Source organism: Phycisphaerae bacterium (assembly GCA_035384605.1).
In the GTDB taxonomy this organism is placed as follows: Bacteria; Planctomycetota; Phycisphaerae; order UBA1845; family PWPN01; genus JAUCQB01.
In genome coordinates, this window is record DAOOIV010000052.1 from 16,486 (window position 1) to 37,110 (window position 20,625).

Annotated in this window: 15 protein-coding genes; 7 read left to right on the plus strand and 8 right to left on the minus strand. The window is 61.7% G+C overall.

Going from position 1 to position 20,625, the window contains the following annotated elements; translation table 11 throughout:
* Positions 1 to 200 precede the first annotated feature (200 nt).
* Positions 201 to 3,680 (plus strand): hypothetical protein, encoded by a 3,480-nt coding sequence (locus PLL20_12605; protein ID HPD30831.1) that lies wholly within the window; start codon positions 201 to 203, stop codon positions 3,678 to 3,680.
* A 214-nt stretch (positions 3,681 to 3,894) separates the two neighbouring features.
* Here the strand turns inward: PLL20_12605 and PLL20_12610 are convergent, their stop codons facing one another.
* Both PLL20_12610 and PLL20_12615 read right to left on the minus strand, forming a co-directional pair.
* Positions 3,895 to 4,569, minus strand: a complete 675-nt coding sequence (locus tag PLL20_12610) for a PEP-CTERM sorting domain-containing protein (protein HPD30832.1) — start codon at positions 4,567 to 4,569, stop codon at positions 3,895 to 3,897.
* 606 nt (positions 4,570 to 5,175) lie between these two features.
* Positions 5,176 to 5,334 carry a hypothetical protein gene (locus PLL20_12615; GenBank protein HPD30833.1) on the minus strand — a complete coding sequence of 53 codons (159 nt, stop codon included), beginning with the start codon at positions 5,332 to 5,334 and terminating at the stop codon, positions 5,176 to 5,178.
* Positions 5,335 to 5,362: 28 nt separating this feature from the next.
* On the opposite strand from PLL20_12615, the gene PLL20_12620 reads away from it, so the two are divergent.
* Together PLL20_12620 and PLL20_12625 are read left to right on the plus strand one after the other, a co-directional pair.
* Entirely contained in the window at positions 5,363 to 7,786 is a 2,424-nt protein-coding gene (locus PLL20_12620; GenBank protein ID HPD30834.1) for a fused MFS/spermidine synthase, read from the plus strand.
* A 427-nt stretch (positions 7,787 to 8,213) separates the two neighbouring features.
* Positions 8,214 to 9,629: a sulfatase gene (locus PLL20_12625; protein HPD30835.1), complete on the plus strand. Its 1,416-nt coding sequence runs from the start codon at positions 8,214 to 8,216 to the stop codon at positions 9,627 to 9,629.
* 18 nt (positions 9,630 to 9,647) lie between these two features.
* On the opposite strand, the gene PLL20_12630 is transcribed toward PLL20_12625, so the two are convergent.
* A complete protein-coding gene (locus tag PLL20_12630) occupies positions 9,648 to 11,411 on the minus strand; it encodes an exo-alpha-sialidase (protein ID HPD30836.1) in 1,764 nt (587 codons plus the stop codon).
* A 100-nt stretch (positions 11,412 to 11,511) separates the two neighbouring features.
* A complete protein-coding gene (locus PLL20_12635; protein ID HPD30837.1) occupies positions 11,512 to 12,948 on the minus strand; it encodes a cellulase family glycosylhydrolase in 1,437 nt (478 codons plus the stop codon).
* Positions 12,949 to 13,155: 207 nt separating this feature from the next.
* Between PLL20_12635 and PLL20_12640 the strand changes: the two genes are divergently transcribed.
* A complete protein-coding gene (locus PLL20_12640) occupies positions 13,156 to 13,464 on the plus strand; it encodes a carbon storage regulator (protein ID HPD30838.1) in 309 nt (102 codons plus the stop codon).
* Between the two features lie 12 nt (positions 13,465 to 13,476).
* Here PLL20_12640 and PLL20_12645 read toward each other — a convergent pair whose 3' ends face one another.
* Positions 13,477 to 14,643, minus strand: a complete 1,167-nt coding sequence (locus tag PLL20_12645) for a radical SAM protein (GenBank protein ID HPD30839.1) — start codon at positions 14,641 to 14,643, stop codon at positions 13,477 to 13,479.
* On the minus strand, positions 14,640 to 15,431 hold the full coding sequence (locus tag PLL20_12650) for a menaquinone biosynthesis protein (GenBank protein ID HPD30840.1): 792 nt from the start codon (positions 15,429 to 15,431) through the stop codon (positions 14,640 to 14,642). Before PLL20_12650 ends, PLL20_12645 begins: the two co-directional genes overlap by 4 nt.
* A gap of 359 nt (positions 15,432 to 15,790) precedes the next feature.
* Here PLL20_12650 and PLL20_12655 point away from each other — a divergent pair, with 359 nt between their 5' ends.
* Positions 15,791 to 16,378: a hypothetical protein gene (locus PLL20_12655; GenBank protein ID HPD30841.1), complete on the plus strand. Its 588-nt coding sequence runs from the start codon at positions 15,791 to 15,793 to the stop codon at positions 16,376 to 16,378.
* 476 nt (positions 16,379 to 16,854) lie between these two features.
* Here PLL20_12655 and nifS read toward each other — a convergent pair whose 3' ends face one another.
* The gene (nifS, locus tag PLL20_12660; protein ID HPD30842.1) at positions 16,855 to 18,021 is read right to left on the minus strand and encodes a cysteine desulfurase NifS; all 1,167 of its coding nucleotides are present in this window, start codon (positions 18,019 to 18,021) and stop codon (positions 16,855 to 16,857) included.
* A gap of 30 nt (positions 18,022 to 18,051) precedes the next feature.
* Complete coding sequence (xseB, locus tag PLL20_12665) at positions 18,052 to 18,330, minus strand: exodeoxyribonuclease VII small subunit (protein HPD30843.1); 279 nt, start codon at positions 18,328 to 18,330, stop codon at positions 18,052 to 18,054.
* Between the two features lie 165 nt (positions 18,331 to 18,495).
* Between xseB and PLL20_12670 the strand changes: the two genes are divergently transcribed.
* Positions 18,496 to 19,611, plus strand: a complete 1,116-nt coding sequence (locus PLL20_12670; GenBank protein HPD30844.1) for a DUF1080 domain-containing protein — start codon at positions 18,496 to 18,498, stop codon at positions 19,609 to 19,611.
* Between the two features lie 236 nt (positions 19,612 to 19,847).
* Positions 19,848 to 20,117 (plus strand): 50S ribosomal protein L28, encoded by a 270-nt coding sequence (gene rpmB, locus PLL20_12675; GenBank protein ID HPD30845.1) that lies wholly within the window; start codon positions 19,848 to 19,850, stop codon positions 20,115 to 20,117.
* Positions 20,118 to 20,625 lie beyond the last annotated feature (508 nt).

Consider the following 20,625-nt stretch of genomic DNA (forward strand, 5'->3'; position numbering starts at 1 on the left):
AGGATGGGGATCCCCGACGCAGTAGGCCCCCGAAGGGATTCTGGGGCCAGCGGCTGATCGCGACTCTGCTTATTGCTCCGGTTGTAGCATTTCCCAACCCGTGCTCCGCAAGAGATGGGGAACCCGCCGGCTCAGCCTTCGGTGCGACGGCCGAAGAGCGACTCGGACAACTCGGCTGGCGACTCGACGGCGATGCTCTGATGCGCTTCGGTGAGGGCCTCGAAACACCGCACACCAAGTGGGCCGACCCGTGGTACGCGGGCAAGCCGAAGGTGCTGTTCCTGGCCAACGGGAGCGGAGCCTACGACGTGTGCGAACTGGCCCGGCGTGTGCCGATCGAGGTCCATGGCTTTCCTACGCTGACTTGGTTCCGCCTCGGCGAATGGTACTGGTTGTGGATGTGGCTGGAACAGTCGACCGGCAGCGAGCGGGCCGCAATGCTTGAACGCCTGCTCGACGATCGTTTCGACGCCATCGTGCTCGCCAACTTCCGCCTCGCGTCGCTCAACGAGACCTGCCAATATAAGATCCTTCGCCAAGTGGCCGATGGCACCGGCCTGGTGATGTTCTATAAGCACGATTTCGACCCGCGCCTGCTTCAGGGTACCGTTGCAGATGCTCCTGCTCAGATCGTCAACGGCGTCCCGTTCGCGGGCCTCGAATTCTACCGCAACTGGTTCATGCCCAGCCGCGACATCCTCACGCCCGATCGGATCGCGCCCGCCTTGCTGCAAACACATACCTTCGGGCAAGGGCGCGTCGCGATCGTCGACTACAACGAACAATCAAGCATCTTTGCCGCCGCCCCAGGTGCGATCGCCCCGACCATGGAATACGACTACACCGCCGAGGTCCAATACGATTACCACATGGCCTTGGCCGGCCGTTGCCTGCTCTGGGCGGCCCGGCGCGAGCCGCGACTTCGCTGGGTCAGCAGATTCCCCGACGGCATGGAAATCGAGGCTTTGGCCAAGCCGCAACCCGTCCGCGTCCAGGCGGCGTGGTCGTCCGAGCACGGCGAACAACTGCGATCAGGCCTGACCCGATGGCTGCGTGTCCGCAACCTCTGGGGCGAAATCCTCGAAGACCGCGAAGACGTCATCATTCCCGACGGTGACCGCCTCCAATGGGATCTTGCCTTGCCCGCGATGCCTGCCGGCCGGCACTTCGTCGACTGCATCATCAGCAGCAGGCAAGGTGTGGAGAATTGGGGGTCGTTCGCTGTGCGCGTGCGCTCCTCACTAGCCATACAGAGCATCCAGCCTTCCAAGGGCTTCTACGAAACGAGTGAGCCGATCAAAGGGCAAATCGCTTTGTCGGCCATGACGCCTGAGGATCGAGAGGTGAGACTGGACGTGCACCTTGAGGATTGCTACGGCCGGGTGTTCTCAGCCCAGGCTCTAAAAGTCGCGGCCGGTACCGACCGAATCGATTTCGAGATTCCCCCAGGACAGGTTGTCAGTTGGGGCGCACGGCTTCGCGCGAGTCTCACCGTCGACCGGCAAACGGTTCACCGCAGTGAAGTCGAGATTCGCATCCGACGCCCGTCTCGCGGCGAGTATCCCATCGCCATGTGGGGTGCCATATCCAATTACGGCAACCACATCGGCAACCTCCAAATGAAAAAACTCGGTTTCACCGCCGTGCTTTCCGGCGACCCCCTGCCTCAGGCCCGCGACGACATCGGCTGGATGACCTTCGGCAGCGGCCAGGGAGCAATCATTCATTCGCTCGGCGACGAGATACCGGTGCCCAAGCCCGCAAAGGGCGAGAAGTTGAATGAGTTCCTGAAAAAACGCTATGCCTCGCTCGATGATCTCAACAAAGCGTGGGGCACGAGCTTTGCCCTTTGGGAGGATGTCGAACCGGCCTACGGCGCCATCGACGGCAACACCGGCAGCTTCGTGCGGCTGCATGATTGCCTCTCGGCCGGCGAGTTCATGTTCGCCGACAACATCCGCACCCGACGAGAAGCCATCGAGAAGGTCAATCCGCCCGGCGTCGTCGGGCCCGAAGGCTCTCCGGTCGGCGACCCTGAGCTGACCCTGGCCGAGGCCACGTTTTGGGGACCATACCTGACTGTGCGAGACAACCTCCTGGTCAATGCCCTCGGACGACCCGGCGTGCTGCGCGGCAACTGGTTCGGCGGCTACGTCGAAGACCGCCGCGTCCCCACTCGCAACCGCCATGTGCTCTGGCTGTCGATCCTCGGCGGCAACAACATGATCGAGTACTTCACCATTCCGGGTGGTCTGCTCGCGCCTGATTTGACGCTCATGCCCTTCACCGAGGAATTTCTTCCCTCGTGGCACCAGATCCGGCTCGGCCTCGGCCCCCAACTGGCCCAATGCCGCCCGGCCGGAAACCCCGTCGCGCTCCTCCACTCGCAGCCGTCCCAGCACATCGGCGAGGCCGGCGGCGATTCCACCGACACCATCAAGGCCCACGAGTACCTGCTCAACCTCCTCGGCGACGCGGGCTACTCGCCGCAGTACGTCTCCACCGGCCAAGTCCGCCAGGGACGACTGAGCAAGGGCGATATCAAGGTCCTATTCCTTATTCACGCGTTCGCTCTGTCTGACGAGGAGATCAAGGCCATCCGGCAGTTTGCTCAAGAGGGCGGCACCGTCATCGCAGATATCCCGCCCGCGTGGTTCGATGACAGGTGCCGGGTTCGGCCGCAGCGGGCGATGGACGATTTCTTCGGAATCGTTCAATCGGCTCCCGTCGCATCGATGCAACAGCGGCGCACGCTGATGAGCACGGCCGTCTCCGTCGAAAGCCGGTTCGGGCCGGCACAACTGCGGGGCCGTCATCCTGAAGTCGCGGATGCTGCCGAGGGCAAGCCTGCCTCCTTCCTGGGTGTCGAGCACGGCAACGGACGCTCCATGCTGATCAACGGCGTGCTCTGGAAAGAAGGTCGCGATAATCCCGACACGGTGCGGACTTTCCGGAATCTGCTGGAGCAGTTCGCCAACGTTCAACCCGTGTTCCATTTCTCCTACACTCATCCCCTTGGCAAGCTCGGCACCAAGGTCTATTCCTACCAGCGTGGCGACATCTGGATCGACGCCATCCTGCCGCCCGAGGCTACCGATCCGGCGGTGCCTGTCCGGATCAGGATGATCTGGCCCCAGCGGCGCCACACATACGACCTGCGGCGATCGACGCCTATTGTCGCTGACCTGACGGAATCCGAATCCTCCGCGCTTGTCAAGCCAATCACGGGGCGGGGCGACCGGAGGCGAGACTGGCCAGAGGCCGCATCGGCCGAGCCGGCCCTGACCACGCAGCAGGTCATTGAAGCCCAGATGATTGACGCCATCGAGCTGGACGTGGAGCGAAGTTCGCCTGTGGTCGTTGCTCGTTTGCCCTACAGAGTCGGCGGTGTCACCCTGGAGGCACCCGCTTCAGCGCGCAGAGGCAACAGTCTGGAGTTGAAGGTCTCCGTTCACGACCACGACGACAAGCCGCGTCCCGGCCACGTGATCCGAATCCGGGTCTTCGGCCCTGATGGCCAGGAGCGTTCCCACTACGGCGCCTGGCTCGATGGCGACGAGACGCCCCAGCCGTGGCTGATCCGGTTCGCCCTCAACGACCGCCTGGGAACATGGAACATCACTGCCACTGACGTCATCAGCGGCCTCTCAGGCTCTAAGACATTCGAGCTGACGAGGTAATCCACGATAACCAGAACCCTTTCGGCTCATTCGGCTTCATCAGCCACCTGCCCTACTTGCCCACTCGGCAGTGGGGACCCCGTGAGGGACTGCCTGTCCTCTGAGCCTCGATACCCAGACAGCACTAAAAGAGTTGTTTGGGTTTTCCGTACCTCCACGGAGGTTGCGCCGGCCGACTGGGTAGAGACGTCCGGCCGCGCCACTTGCCGCTCACTCAGGCCCGCCGGCGCAGCACGGCGATGATGCCGGCGGCAAGCAGACTGATCATGCCGGGTTCCGGTACGGCGATGGCGAAGTTATCGATGCCGACAATGGTACTGCCTTCGCTGGCCAGACGCACCTCGGTCGTGAGAACGCCGGCCAGTACGGTCGCAAACGGTGGACTCGGATCAGCAGCGGGATTGATATCATTGTCGGTAAGCCATCCGGCGGCCTGCGCTTGCAGGTCTGTCCAGGTCGGATCGAAGTTGACCACGTAGGTGTTCCAGACGTTGGTAGGAAAGCTGTTGGTCAACGGATACAGCCAGCCGTTTTCCACGATGCTCGGCCTGAAGCGAATCCAGCCTGCCGTGATATTGTCCGTCTTGAAGTTCAGATCAACCGAGATCTGCCCAATACCTGCGGCGGCATAGTCTCCCGTAAAGTCCGGATCAAGGGGCATCGCCCCGATGTCGAAGACCGGCGGCGTGAGAACCTTGCGAGTCTCGATGTAGCCGTCCGGATTTCCTCCTCCGCCGACATGCACCACGACGGACGAGGTGGTGTTGGGCACAAAACCGGCCGTGTCGGTGTCAAACGTCTCCACGCCCGGAACAGCACCAAGCACGATCCAAGGCCAGACAAATACTGTCAGACCACTGGCGAGAAACAGACGTTCTGTGCGCTTCATGACTTGCTCTCCCAAAAATGACCCGCAACCTGCCTTTTCCGGCCGGACCAAACAGAAGACCGGCCACACAATGCGGCATCTTAGAACCCTACGGCCAGACATCTGTGCGGCTTGCGCGCATGTTTCTGGATCACAGAAAGCTTGAGTTGCGGCCCGCAAAAAGGCGGTCCGCCTTAGGACCCACCAAAGGCTGAATCCGCAAAGACCGTCGATCTCGCAAGAAAACGCCATACCCGGTGGGAGTCGCCGCACAAACATCCGCGAGAACAGATGGACCGCGACTTTGCCATATGAACGGCAACAACAAGAGCTTACCGAAAGAAAAGGCATGGGACCGGCTACGAAGACGCGCTCCGCAAATGATCGTGTTGTCACAGTCATCGGACAACCGTGATACCCATCACCCGACGCCGGAAGACCTTGTTTCGTACCGGGCGGCTTATCGAATAGCCTCGTCCGTCTGGCACAACCTGCCGATTTCGCCATGGGGCCCCCAACACCCCGAGCCCCACACGAAAGAGCAATGCCGGGAGTCGATCCTCGGAGGGACGTCCTCGGGGCCGATCAGGAATTCCTGTGCCGAACCGTTGCACCTGACCAACCGGATCAAGCGCATCCGCGCCGCAAGAGGCCCAATGCTCCCCTGAGGCCGGTGTGAGCGTCACCGCAGCCGCCCAGCCGGGCAACAAAGCCCTCCGCGCCGAGCAGATGGCGAAGTTGGAGTATGGATCCGAGAATTGCGGGTTGGAGGCTGCGAATTTTCATTCACCACTCTCCATTCAAGGCGGGTACAATGCAGCGCATGTCGATCGATCACCGCACGGTCTCGTGCCCATCAGCGGGTTGTGTTGCCCTGTGGATCGTGGCTTTGGCATGGGGTGCACAGGCGATCGTGACCCAGTCGCTGCTGTTGCGTGAGGCAATGGTGCTCATGTCCGGCGGCGAGCTTGTCTGGGGGATCCTGCTGTGCGCGTGGCTGGCCGGTGTGGCGGCCGGAGCGTGGATCGGCGGCCGGCTGGCCCGCCGGACGTCCCGGGCCGAGCGTCGCTTGGCCATCGCGTTGCTGCTACTGGGCATCCTGGCTTGTGCGAGCATCTGGAGCTTTCGCGAGGCCCGCGTTGCGTGCGGCATCGGACCGGGTGAACTGCTTTCGCTTGGGACGATGGTGATCGTCGCAATCTTGCTGGTGCTGCCCTGCGGCCTCATGGTCGGTATGGCTTTCCCGCTTGCCAGTGCGATCGCTGACAGGGCCCAGACGCCCGGCGCTGGAATCTCCGTCAACCGCATTTACGCTCTCGAATCGGCCGGCAGTCTCATCGGAGGGGCGATGTTCACCTTCTGGGCCGTCGAGCACCTGACTCCGATTCAAACCGTGCTGTTCTGTACCGCGATCACCAGTGCGACGCTGGCTGTGCTGCTGGTTCGCGCCGGATCGCGACGGATAGCTGCCGCGGTTGTGGCGGGTCTTGCCGGCCCAGTGGTGTTGACGGCGTTTCTGGCCGGCCCTGTAATCAATCAATTTCTCGTGGAACGTCGATGGCGGGGCCTGTCGCCGACATGCGAACTGGTCGCCGAAGCGGAGTCTCGGTATCAGAACCTGGCCGTCGGCCGGATGGCTGAGCAGTACACCCTGTATTGCGACGGCCAGATCGCCGCCAGTTTCCCCGACCCTTTCACTTTCGTGCCGCTGGCGCACTTCTGGATGTGCCAACACCCCGACCCACGGCGAGTACTGCTCTTGGGCGGGGCAGCAGAGGGACTGCTGACCGAGGTACTCAAACATCCAGTTGAGCATGTCGATTGCGTCGAGCCCGACCCGAGACAAATTGACCTGATCCTGCCGCTACTACCGGAACAGGACCGGACCGCACTGCATGATCCACGAGTGACCGTGCACCACGTCGACGGCCGTTTGTTCGTCAAAAAGCGGCAAGCCCGCTTCGACCTGGTCATTGCCCGCCTGCCCGAGCCGACTGCCGCGTTGCGGGCTCGGTTCTACACCCGAGAGTTCTTCAATGAGCTCAGGCGGAACATGAACGACCAGTCAGTCTTGTGTCTGACGGCCACCGCCGGTCAGGCGCGGCTTTCGTCCGAATCGGCCCGTTACCTGGCCGGTTTGCGGAACACGATGGCGACCTGCTTTCCCGAAGTGATCGTCGGTTGGGGCGATCCGGCACACATCCTTGCGGCCACGCAGAAAGATCTGGTTTCGACCGACCCGGTTCAACTAACGGAGCGTTATCAGCAGCGGCATATCGAGCCCGTCGGGTTCGATCCGGTGTGGTTTAGCGGCGCGGTTGACTGGTTCGCGGCCGAGAAGGTCGCCCAACGAGCGGCGGAACTCGATGCGGTCGTCGGGGCCGTGGTGAGCACTGACCAGCGCCCGATCGTCTACATGGACCGGCTGGCACTCTGGGAGAAAATGACCGCCGCCCATTCTCGCCGGTTCATCGAACCGCTGCTTGGCGTGAAGTGGTGGCAGGCTGCGGCCTTCCTGGCCGCAGCGGCACTGATAATCCTGCTCTCGTACAAAGCCCTCGGCCGGTCCATCAGCGAAGCGGTGGTCGTCTTTTCGGTCGGCAGCACCGGCTTTGCCACCATGTCGCTGAGCATTGTGTGGTTGTTCGCGTTCCAGAATCTTTACGGATATGTCTACTCGTGGATCGGCTGGATCGTCGCAGTATTCATGGGCGGGCTGGTTGTCGGCTGCGCGGGGGCCGGGCGGCGGGCATCGCCGGCCGCCTCGGTCACAAGCGCAGATCAAGGGCCGCCGCCGGTGGTTTGCTTGTCCGGCCTGACCCTGCTGAAACCGGGCCCACCAGTGCATGCCTCACCGCGGCGGCGACTGATCATTGTTGACCTGCTGCTGGCAATCCTGGCCGTACTCGCACCGCTGCTACTGCCGGTCCTAGGCCAAGCGCAAACCACGCCGGCGGCTCTGGTCCTGGTTCAGGTTTCCATACTGGTGCTCGTCCTGATGACCGGGATACTAGGCGGTGCCGCCTTCGCCTTGGCCAGTGGGCTTCATCAGATGGTCTCCGGCCGTCCGATGGCCACGGCCGGGACCATCGTTGGCGGCGATCACGCCGGTGCGTGCCTCGGCGCTCTCATCACCGGCATTCTTCTCGTACCCGTCCTCGGCATCGTGACAACCTCGCTTCTGCTGGCCGGCACAAAGTGCGTTTCAGCATGCCTGCTGATGTCAGCTCGTAAATGAGCGATCACGTAGGGATCGAGAATTCGCAGTGGCCACAGGGTCCTACAACCGACAATGACACATGTGCTCTCGTCGCCTTTCCGACCACGGGCCGACTTGCAGGTCGGCCGATGCCGCTGTATTCTCCGGCTCAGTCATACCGGATCAAGCGGTTAAGCGAGCTGAGGAACGGCTCGTGGCAGATGATTTCGCCTGCAAGACCATCGACCCCATGAAACCCAGCAGACCTGAAATCGACGCGATCTTATCCGGCGGCTTGCTTCTCCGGCACCTAAGTATTAGCCTGTAAGACACTTGAACTTCATCGCGGCCAAGTTCGTACCGGAGAATACCGAACCGATCTTCTTCTCTGGCGTACGCGAGTCAAACGAAGGAGGGTGATGCTGCACGGCATGTCCGGCTGAGTGTATATTTGAGGAGAACAGCCATGAAACGTGCATCTATCAGTCAGCATTGCAGGGCAGCTATTGCGTTGCTTTCACTGGCAAGCGCGTTTTCGGCCGCCGATGGCCGGCCCAATTTCGTGTTCATCCTTGTTGACGACCTGCGTTGGGATGCCATGAGCTGCGCGGGGCATCCATTCGTCCGGACCCCCAACATTGACAAGATCGCTTCGGCCGGCACTCGGTTCACAAATGCCTTCGTGACCATTTCACTGTGCGCCCCATCCCGGGCCTGTTTTCTGACGGGAACCTATGCCCACATCAACGGCGTACGAACCAACGAACAGATGGAATTCGACCACTCCATGCCGACCTACCCACGGCTGCTGCAGGCGGCCGGCTACGAGACCGCTTTCATCGGCAAGTGGCACATGAAGCCGGTGGCCGACCCGCGGCCGGGGTTCGATTACTGGCTCAGCTTCGTCGGCCAGGGCCAGTACATCAATCCGAAACTCAACGAGAACGGCCGCAACTTTCAGGCCGGCGGTTACATCACGGATCTCCTGACGCAGTACGCTGTTGACTTCATCAAGCGGCCGCGAGAAAAACCGTTCTGCCTGAACCTCTGGCACAAGGCAGTGCACGGACCCTTTACTCCGGCCGATCGGCACAAAGACCTCTACCGCGATGTGCTCTTGCCCGAGCCGCCCAGTTTCCGCGATACCTTCGAGGGTAAGCCGACCTGGCAAAGTCGGCGGCGATCCGCAGCCGGAGACGATAGCCAGGCAACCCGCCCGTCTCTGGCCGACCTGCAACCTCCGACATGGAACCCGCGGGACGAGCAGAAACTCAACTACTTCCGTGCGCTGGCGGCCGTGGACGACAGCGTGGGTCGCATCCTCGAAGTGCTGAGGGAAACGGCTGTTATCGATAACACGGTGATCATTTTCGCCGGCGACAACGGGTACTTTCACGGCGAGCACCGTCGCGGTGACAAGCGGGCCGCATATGAAGAATCGATCCGCATCCCGCTGGTCATGTGCGGGCCGGGGGTCCCCAGGAACGGGGGCAAGCTCGAACCCATGGTTCTCAACATCGACATAGCCCCGACCATTCTGGATCTCGCCGGTGTCAAACCACCGGCCTCGATGCAGGGCATGTCACTCAAGCCGCTGCTGGCCGGCGCGACACCCGCCTGGCGCAAGTCCTTCCTGTATGAGTACTTCCAGGAGAAGCAGCTTTCGCAGGTGCCCACGGTAGCGGCGGTCCGTACGGAGAGATGGAAGTACGTGACCTACCCCGAGATCCAGGACCTCGACGAGTTGTATGACCTGACCAGGGACCCGATCGAGATGCACAATCTCGCGACTGATCCGGCGGCCAAGGAGCAATTGCAGAAGATGCGGGCCGAGCTCGAACGGCTGAAGAAAGAAACCGGATACACGCCTTTCTCAAGGTAGTTGTCCGGGCGCGGCGCGTCAGCGAAGCCCTGCGCGGTAGTTGGACACTGCCTCGGAGACTCGCAGCGGCCGCGCGTAAATCCGCAGGCTCTTGACCGCTCCCTTCAACGACGAGGGAACGTGCAGCGGCAGGGTGCCGCCGAGATCGGTCAAGCCGGCGTCGAAGCGACCCCATCCGAACTGGCGATCTTCGCCGCCGTCGCAGAGCACTCCGTCGACCACAAACATGATGATCTTCGGTCCGCCTTCGACGATGGCAACAATGTGGTGCAATCGGTCGGCCTTGATAACCCGCGTATCAGTATCCCAAACGCTCCGCAACTCCTTTCCGTCGCTGAGTTCAAGACCGATGGTTCCCGTTTTCGTGACGAGCAGCCTGAGGCCGGATCCTTCCTCGTTCTGCCCGCTCAGGATGACCTGGTCGAATTCCAGCTCGTTGAATCGAATCCACATATCGATGGTGAAGCCTTCACCCTCGACAAGATTCGGCAACTGGACGCGTCCCGCATCGCTCCCGGGCATGACAGGGGCTTGTTCGAGAACCAGTCCTCGCCTGGTCACCTCAGCCGCCCGACCCTGATCCCAGAGCCCTTCAAACAACGAAGGATCGACCTCGTGAACGCGGGCGATCTCCTTTTGCGTCTCGGTGACCCAGCAACGGCCATCCTGTTCGATCAGATCGGGATAGCTCATGCGTATCTTAGGGTCGGGGTCCCACAAGAGGATTTCCGGCTGGCTCCAGTAGATGCGTCCGTCCTTCTCAACTCCGCCGGTCACCCAGGCCGGGTTGCGGTCGTTGAAATCCTTGCCGCTGTGGTTGTGGTACCAGAGGAGGTACTTGCCGTTCTTGGCTTGCCATAGACGCGGGCAGGCTCGCGGGTTCTTGATCCGCCGGCCGCCGGGCGTGTAAACGGCATGCTCAGGCCGCGTCCATGTCTTGCCGCCATCGCGGCTGTAGACATGACAAGGATAACCGGTCGTCGTGCGGTAGATGCAGTACAGGCTGCCGTCTGACAGGCCGACCAGGTTGTGCTCCTCCTGCACCGAGCCGAATTCGGGAGCCCTGATGCCGTGCTCGCCCTCGGGCAGCATCTGCCATTCGATCTTCTCGACGTCCGGCTCGGTCAGGATATTGTCCGAGCGAAAGAACCAACCCTCGCCCTCATCGAGCATGTAGCGGCCAAGTTTGGTGAAGCCAAAGAACACGCTCGGACCGACGACCACCGGCTTGCCGATGCCCCACATGATCTGCACCTTGCCCTGCCAGTCGTTGGTCCGGTCGCAGGCCGTCACGCGAACGGGCAGCCGATAGCGTTTGTCTGACCATGTCCGCCCGTTGTCATCGGAGTACTTGTAGACGTACCAGCCGAGCATGTCGGCTCGAATGCCTCTCTTGTCGCCGAGAGTGTCGATACGGTCGCCGTTGTACGCATAGAACGCGTACACTCGCCCCGACGGCGTCACCAGCGGCATCACCCAGGAGGCCTCGGGCCCGTCGGCCGGCTCGATGTCGATCGGCGGGTCGCTCCAGGTCTTGCCCTTGTCGGTGCTGATCGATGCTACTACGTGTTGGCCGAGCTGCCCCTCAATCCCCTTGCCGGTCGTGAACGTGCACAGCCAGTTGCCGTCCTTGGTAATGACCATATATGGCTGGTCGCAGTAACCTTCGTCTGGGATGACCGAGCCGTTGCGGATGTTGCGTGGGTCGGCCGTGCCAAAGGCCATGCAGGCGGCCATGATGCTCGTGCCAATACAGTCGATCGTATACCGCAGTCTGGTCATAACGCGCGAACCTCCTGAATGAATGCATGGTATCAGCCGCGCGACCGGCCGTCCCCCGTCACGTACGCGCGGCAGCGGGCTTCGTGCGCCCACTCTGACTTCAATCCGGCCTTGTGGCCGCCGCTCGCAGAGCCCGGCGTAACGCATGCCCGGCCTCGGGGTCGGTGACCAGCGATCGATGATCGAACTCGCTGCCGGTAAGCCATTTCGGAAACTCGCGCGGCTGCTGGGGATGGCGACTCGTGTCACGCGCAAACTGCCCGAACACCTTGCCCCAGGGTTTGAGCTTCAGATCTTCGGTCCACAGGCCGCTCCAGCGCGTGATGTCCCTAGAGCCCGGCGTGTCGGCAAATGCCCAGTTGAGCCAACCGCACGCGCGTCCACGGCTGACGTCAAGAAGCGTCTGGCACCACTCGACTTGGTGTTCCGCCGGCTTGGGCGGAAGGTTCCAGCCCTGATGCGCCTCGGAATTGCCGCCGTACCAGTTGAATTCGCCGATCACCAGCGGCTTGCCCACGCTGCACTGGTACAGCACCGCTTCCAGGTAGACGCGGTTGACGGCCAGACCTTCGGGCGAGTCGCAGGGGCGCGGTTGATCAAGCGGATAGAAATGGACGGTGGTGAAATCGACATACTGAGCATTCGATCGGGGATTGAAGCCTGCATAATGCCTGACATCGCCGATCATAATCGGCGCTACCCATTGGATATGCCCCACGGTGATGAGATGGTTCTGGTCCACGGAGCGAATCGCGGCGGCCATGCGGCGGGCCCATTCATCGCCAACGAATTCGCGAAATCGCTGAAAATCGTACAACCGCCCATCGTTGCGAGCCGCCCGGGGAGGGGGGACGGGAATCTCACCCAGCGTTCCTACCAGCTCCGCCGGGCGGTTCCATGCGGTAGCAATCCTGTCAACCGCACCGTACTCCCGCCGAAGCCAATCGTTCCACTGGGCCTTCATCGCGGGAGAGTCCCAGCCGATCATCGGCTCGTTGTAAAGGTCGTATGCCCACAACACCGGGTCATCTTTGAACCGCCCCGCGAACTCCTTCCACCAGGCTTCATCCGCTTTCAGCAGCTCCTCATCCGCAAACCGGTCGCCCTTTCGCCAGTCGGGTGTTCCCTCCCAGTGGTCCGGCCCCGTCGGCATCACGTAAATGCCCAGTTGCCGGCACATGTCCAGCAGTCTGCGGAACTTGGGCAGCCCCTCGGGATAAACCTGCCCTGGCTCGCGGTGGAATGACTCGTAGGTCAGAAAAACCCGGATGGCGTTGAAACCCCGATCATGCAGCATCGCCAGGTGCTGCCGGACACGCCTTTCATCGAACTTCTGCCACAGTCTGGGGGCCCACCCGGTCTGGTGATCGAAGTAGTTGACGCCGACCATCACGACCGGCTCAGCGCTGCCACGCTCCCTGAAGGCGGTCGTCCGGCCTGGATCAACTTCGATGAAAGGCATTTCCGCAACCGCCACTGGGCCGGCGGGGAGGGTCAACCCCACCAAAGCGACCATGGCAGCAAGATATGACTTCATGGATCGCCTCCTCTCGCGTCCGAAGGAAACGCTCATATCCGGTGGACAAGCAACGGACGCACATTGTCAATGAAGGATTCCCAAATGGCCAGAGCCTGGCGACCGACAATCCGGTTTTTCAGTTGAACACAGCATCCGTATCGGGTACGATTTGGGTCGGCGCGGCGGTGGATGCCCAAATCGATCCACTCAAGGAGTCGACAACTCATGCTCGTTCTGACACGCCTCCCCAACGAGGCCATCCTGATCGGCGATGACATCGAGATCACGGTCCTGGCGATCAGCGGGAACTCGGTCCGGCTGCGGGTCAGCTGTCCGCGTATGGATCCGCCCGTTTGCGAGGAGACCCTGCGATTCGATAATCTCTTGAGCATCAGTGGAAAGGTGGAAGTACGCGTGGTTTCCATTCGCCAGGAGGGTGGTCGGGTGCGACTCGGCGTGAAAGCGCCGAGGAACATTCCGATCGCACGAGAAGAGGTTAAGGAGCAGTCCTCGAAGAGCCAAGTCGGTTCGTAACCGACCTGGACGTCATTCCAGCAGTTCGTAATAGCAGCTGCGTTTTTTCGGCTGCCAGCCCGCATCGGCGATCAGACGCCGGATCTCGGCCTCGTTCAGTTGATAGGTCGTGCCGGCGGCCGAGACGACGTTTTCTTCCATCATCACCGATCCCATGTCATTGGCCCCGAAGAACAGGGCCAGTTGCCCGATCTTTGGGCCCTGGGTGACCCAACTGGCCTGAAGATTTGGGATATTGTCGAGAAACAGTCGGGCGATCGACAGAGTCTTGAGGTACTCATGTGCACCGGCCAGAACCAGGTGTTCCCCGTCGGGCGGGCTCGCCACGACGGAGCGCGTCGTAGCCGGGTCGGTGCAATCGGCGGGTCTCATGGGGAATTGTCGAGCCAGAGCCGTCCCGACCGGCTGAAATGTCCAGCAGATGAAAGCCGTGAAGCCGCCGGTTTCATCCTGCAGGTCGCGGACGCGCCGCAGGTGCTCGATTCGCTCGGCAATGGTCTCGATATGCCCGAACATCATGGTGATGGTCGTACGCATGCCGAGCAAGTGTGCCTGACGCATCACTTCGAGATACTCGTCCGTTCTCGTCTTGCCGCGACTGATGCGCTCCCGCACGCGATCAACCAGAATTTCCGCCCCGCCGCCGGGAATGGTGTCCAGGCCGGCCTCGCGCAGCCTCAGCAGCACATCGCGGATTGACATGTCAAAGACGCGCGAAAAATGAAAGACCTCCGGCGGACTGAAAGCGTGAATGTGAATCTTCGGAAAACTCCCGCGAATGAATCGCAGGAGATCCAGGTACCAGTTAAAGCTCAACAGATCCGGCGGGGCCAAGCCCCCTTGAAGGAGAATCTGAGTGCCGCCGATGTCGACCAGCTCCTGTATCTTGCGGCCGATCTGGTCGAAGCTGAGGACGTAGCCCGCGGGTGAACCCTCTGCGACAGCCTGGTCTTGTGGAGGGGCCTTGAAATTGCAGAACAGGCACTGGGCCGTGCACCAGTTGGAGTAGTTGATGTTGCGATCGACGACGTAGGTTCGATACGGTTCCGGGTGCAACCGGCAGGTCTCGGCGTGGGCGCGCCGTCCCAGCTCATGGATCGAGAGGTCGGCGTACATCGCCAAGGCATCGGCCTGGCTCAGGCGAGAGGAAGAGGCTTTGCTCGCAACAGCCGAGGTCATTTCACCAACGCTCCGGGCTGTGGGATCAGCCCTTCTGCCCTGGCCAATTCGAGGAACTTGTTCATGCCTGCCTCGGCGGCCGGGGTGATGGTGTATTTCATGAGCCGGGTCAGATAGTCCCTGGCCAAGTCCACAGGCCAGCCCAGGGCCGGGCCGTACTCGGCAGCCAGTTCCGCCGCCCGGGCCACGCCCCGATCGCGGGCCTGACTCAGCAACCGGGCCAGATGCGTCGTCTCCCGGTCAACCGGTGCCGCCCAAGCCGCGAATACGAACGGTAAACCTGTCCAGGCCCGCCAGGCACCGCCCAAATCGACCCGGTACGGGAAGCTGCCAACCTCCGCCCCGACGACCTTGTCTCCGATCAGCAGGACCGACTCGCAGTTTTCAAGGCTGGTTCCGGGCTTGAGCGGAACCACGGCCAATGGTCTTCGGTGAAACCCTTTCCACACCAGCCGCGCCAGCATCACCGAGGTGTGGGAATGCGTATCGGCATGGAGGGTGGTCATGTCCTCCGGCGGCACCCGCGAGAACACCTGGACGGTAAGGGTATCGCCGTTGCTGCCAATGCCCGCATCCGAGATGCGTTTCCATCGCCCGGCCGACCGGCCAATATCGATGACCGGCACGAGTGCGGCGTCGACACGGCCGGCCTGCAGCATCCCGGCCAGCTCTGCGGGGACCGCAAGCTCCAGCCGTATCCCCGACTCATCGCCGAGCCCCTCGATCAACGGCTTGGTGTTGAGGAAGGAAACGGCCCCGAGACGGTAGTCTGTCTGTTGAGGTTTCATAGGCCACGGATTATACCGTCGTCGCTCGGATCGGCACATGCCGGCCAGGATGTCACCGGGGAGACTGCGGCACCCTGTCTAAGATGGGCAACCTCCGAGAATGCGTACGAAAACCGACCGAGCCAGTCTGTGGGACAGTGCCGAGGACGCCATGGCGACCGAGACCTGCCAATTCTGCCGCCATGACCGGCAGGTCTCCGCCACTTTCGGTAGCTCCGACCATGCCCTACCGTTTTCACACACATCCTGACAGAACGGGGCACGCCGTAGGGGCTGGCGCCACGTTGCCGAGAACTGACAGAACAATTTCAAGTTGGTACACTGCCACCATCGCCGCAAGCCGGCGGGACAGGATGGCAATGATGACCCATTCGAGCAAGGTATGGCACGGCGTCATGTTAGCGGGCTTGCTGGCCGGCCTGGCCGGATGCTCGTCGCAGTCGACGCGGATCCACCTGACCACCTACGACGAGACCGGCCGCGAGCAGCACCACTACGCCGACTTCAACCGGGTGGCGTTCCTGATCAACCCAAGCGGGCTGCTTGAACTGGGAATGCGCGTCGAACAACCCAGCAAACTGGATCCCACCCAGACGATCACGCAGCTCGTGCATATCAAAGAGGTGTGGAAACCGGTGCCGGGACGCACCGCAGTCGAGCGAACGCAGATCAATGTGCAGGTCCGGTACGGGATTCTGACGCCGCCGACCGGCGTGCGCTATGACGGGGCCGGGTTCCTATATGCCAGATTCAAGGAGGGCTCAACGACCATCAGCGGCGAAATCGAGTCCGGTCGGCTGGCCCCGAGCTACCGCATGGCGGATGCCATGCTGCCCTTCGGCGTCGCCCGCATCTCCGGGCCCTTCCGAGCGGTGAAGAACCCCGGCGAAGTCATCGAGATTGCCCGGCAGCTTGATTTGCTGTTCAGCAAGCAGACGGAGCGGTAGGTGTCATGAACGCTGATCCCCATTTCGCCGTGCCCAAAGGATGGAGCATCAATCGCCTTCAGGACCAGATGGGTCGTCGCTCCCCCACCTTGAAAAAGGTGGGACACCCGCATGGCCGCGCAAGCACGCCGTGTTCATGCCTCCCAGCGCAGTGAACTTGACTGTAGTAGCTCGTGGTGCAAATGAAGGGCAGTCCCTCACGATGTTGGTAAGACTTTCTTGCGTTTTCCGGCATCGAGAGCCGAGGTCAGCCGTTTTTATCGCTACTCGGCCCAGCAAGACGCTGCGAACTTATCGCGGGATGGCAACCCTGGCACGGGGTGGGCCGAGAAAGGATTCTTGGCCCAGCGACGTCTTGGATCCACCATGGCTGAGCGGTCAGATTTGAGATTGGCGGATTTCGGATCTCAGATCGGTCTGCGAGCGCGGACCCCAAAAGCCAACAGCCGAGATCTGAAAGCTGAGAGCTTCTGACCTCATCTCTGCAACTTCTGCAGCCGCTCGATGATCCCGGGCATCAGGTCCAGCACTTGGTCGATTTCCGCTTCGGTGGTAAACCGCGACAGGCTGAACCGAATCGCGCCGTGGACCACCCGGCGGTCAATACCCATGGCGGTCAGCACGTGCGACGGCTCCAGCGAGCCGCTGCTGCACGCTGAGCCGCTGGAGGCGCACACGCCGTGATTGCTCAGCAGCATCAGGATGGCTTCGGCCTGCAGGGCCTCAAAGCCGATGTTGGTTGTGTTGGGGATACGGCCGACCCGGTCGCCGTTGACTCTCGCGATGCTGACCCGCGAGCAGATGCCTTCTTCAAGCCGGTCTCGAAGGGTTGCCACGCGTGCGGAATCGGCATCCAGGTGCCTCATCGCCAATTCAAGGGCCCGGCCCGCACCGACAATCCCCGCCACGTTCTCGGTACCCGCCCGCAGATCGCGCTCCTGATGCCCACCGAGCACTTGCGGCCGCAGTCGCGCGCCCCTTCGCAGGTAAAGAATTCCTACGCCTTTGGGGCCGTGAAACTTATGCGCCGACGCGGTCAGCAGATCAACCGGCACATCGACCAGGTTCAACGGCGAATGCCCGGACGCATCGCGGATTCTGCCTGTCGTCTGGACTGCGTCCACGTGCAACGGAATGTCTTTCGCTGACGTCAGAGCAGCGATTCTCTCTATCGGGAAGATCACCCCCGTCTCGTTGTTGGCGTGCATGATGCTGACCAAGGCTGTCTGATCGCTCAGCGAAGCCTCCAATTCGCCGAGGTCGAGGTGCCCGAGCGAGTCGACACCCAGATACGTGACACGGTAACCCTCTCGTTCGAGCTGCTGCATGGGTCGCAGCACCGAATCATGCTCGACGGCCGTGGTCGCGACATGCCGTTTCTCGGGCCTGGCCGCGAGGACTCCGCGGATCGCCAGATTATTAGACTCGGTGCCGCTACCGGTGAAAATGATCTGCCGGTCGCGAACACCCATTGCCGCGGCGACCTGCTCGCGGGCAACCTCGACGGCATGACGGGCCTGCTGGCCGAAATGATGGACACTCGATGGATTCGCGTAGCGCTCGCCCAGCCATGGGAGCATCGCCTCCAACACCTCCGGGGCGATCCGGGTGGTTGCGTTGTTGTCGAGATAAATGACGGACATGTCGCGGTCCTGACGGGCGGCGGATAAGCTCTATGCGGTCTCCTCGTCCGGTGGGGGCATCGGGCCGGGCGTCAGGGTGCCATCGTCGGCTACCTGGAGCTTTTGGACCTTGAGTTCGGCCTCGGCTAGTACCGCCCGGCAGTATCGCAAGAGCTTGACGCCTTTCTCGTACTCGACAATCGAGTCTTCCAGGCCGATCTTGCCCTGCTCGATAGCCTTGGCGATGGACTCAAGTTGCGAGTATGCCTGCTCAAACGTCAGTTGCTCTTTCTGCTCGCCCTTCTTTTCTGGTTCGCTGGCGCTGGGCATTGGCTTGTATCCCCTGATTAGTGTCCGAATCCACCGGCCAATTGTACGCGATCCGGGCGGGCTTGGCCATGGACACCGGCGTCCCGTCTCGACACAATTCACCACGGCCGGAGGCATCCGGTGCCGGGGCAGCCGGCCGGCGGTTTCTGCGGAGAGTTGCCCATCATGATAGCAGCAACAGCAGTAATGATTCTCTTTGCGGGAGAGAATCTCGACAAGTGGATCACGTTGTCTGGGCGGTGGGAAGTGCGCGAGGGCGTGATGACCTGCGTGGCGGCGCCGTCGATGATACGCTCCGGCTATGAGTCTGATGAATTCATCCTCCATTTTCAGTACCGGCGGGCGTCTGGGGGAGACAACCGCCTTGCCATCCACTCGAAGCTGACCACCGGAGGCACTCTGTTGCGGCTGACCTCGTCGGGGGTGTTCCCGGTGGCTTCGTCTTTGGCCAGCGGGCCCACCTACGCCGACGATACCTGGATCGACGCCGTCATGGAGGTGGTCAGAGGGCAAATGTGGATCACGTGCAGAGCGGCGGATGAACGCGACTCGCCCGGCAAGGCGGGAGACCCGATCGCGGTGTCCATTCCGGCTGATTCAAGAGGCTTTCTGCGATTTGAGGCCGGCAAGCCGGGGCTTGAGATCCGCAATGTCCGCGTCGAAGAGCCGGGTTTTCGCAACTTGTTCGACAACGGCACGCTGGCCGGATGGGAAATCGTACGACCGGGCAATCCCGAATCGCCCGGCTGGTCGAATGAGAACGGCGTCGTCCGTTGTCGTGGCCGTGGAAGCGGCTGGCTCCGCACACTGGAAACGCACGACAACTTTGTCCTGAGGCTCGAGTATCAGCTTCCGGTGAGCGGGAACAGCGGTATCTACCTGCGAGCGCCCCTTGAAGGGCGGGTCAGCCGAATTGGCCTGGAGGTTCAGTTGCTGGATGACGCCGCCTTTCGTGGGCGGTTCAAGCCCGCTCAGTTCGCCGGGTCGGTCTATGATGCGATCGCCCCCGAGATCCAGGTTCCAGCCCCGGCCAACCAATGGAACGCGATCGAGGTTCTGCTCGACGGCCGGCGGGTTCGCACCATCCTCAACGGAACCCGGTTATACGATGCCCGCCTTGATGATGCCTCGAAAGACGTCAACAGCGACAAGCGGCCGCTCTCGACCCGTCGTCTGACCGGCTTCATCGGCCTTCAGGAGCACTCCACCGCCGTCGAGTTCCGCCATGTACGGCTGAAAGAGTTGGCGGGGCAGTTGAATCGCAACTCCTTGTCAAAATAGGACTTGTGACTCGCGGCCAAGCCTCGCCGACCCGCGGGTGGGCCCTTCCGCAAGGCCTCGCCAACGTGCCGGCCCAAAGCCAATCCCGAAACCCCGAAAGCCGACTGGCTGGAGGCCAGTCCCGCACAGGTTTTGCGAAGGGATCTTCGGCTGGTTGTCGACATTTGTATTCTCGGCGGCAACTGCTACAATACAGGGCTCGTAATTTGGAATGACAAACGACGGCGAGGTATGAGATGTCACGCATATGCTACTTCACCGGCAAGCGGACCCGAAGCGGTCGTCAGTATACGCGGCGCGGGAAGGCAAAATACTTGGGCGGTGTGGGTCGCAAGGTAACCAGCAAGACCAAGCGCAAGTTCAAGCCGAATGTCCAGAAGGTGCGGGCGATTATCGACGGCAAGCCGGTCCGCGTCATGGTCAGCACCAAGGCCATCCGCGACGGCAAGATCGTCAAGCCTTACAAGCGGGTCTACAAGCCGCAGGAGGCGAAGGCTGAAGGCTGACAGGCACCGCACACGGCGACAACACCCAATTCTCCAACCTTGAAGCCTCTCCCGAAACCCCGAAAGCCAATCGGCTGGAAGTGGGTCCCGCACAGGTTTCGGAAGAGATTCTTGATCTGATCTGCGTCGTGCGTTAATCACATCTTCTGCCCCGTTAGGAACCGCCAAACCAGGGCGGGGAAAACCATACCTGTTTCGACGTTTGTTTTGGTTTCCGATCTGGTTTCTGGGGCGTCAGGATGCGGTTACGGGTGGCCTTTCTGCCAGCGTCGTTCTGAAAGTGCAGAGATTTCGCCGGTTTGAATATGTGTACCCTTTCGGCCAAGGACGTGGGCGGGGCGGGGAGGTTGGGCGAGGCGTTCGGGGTGGAACGGATGACGGGGAACCGGCCACGGTTTTCCTTAAGTGTTTAATCGAAAACGACTTAAGATCTCGGTTGGGTTTGTTTGGCGCGGGGGGGTGGTCGGCGGTCGGTGTCCGGCTTTTGGCGTGCGGGGGTCGCTTCGGG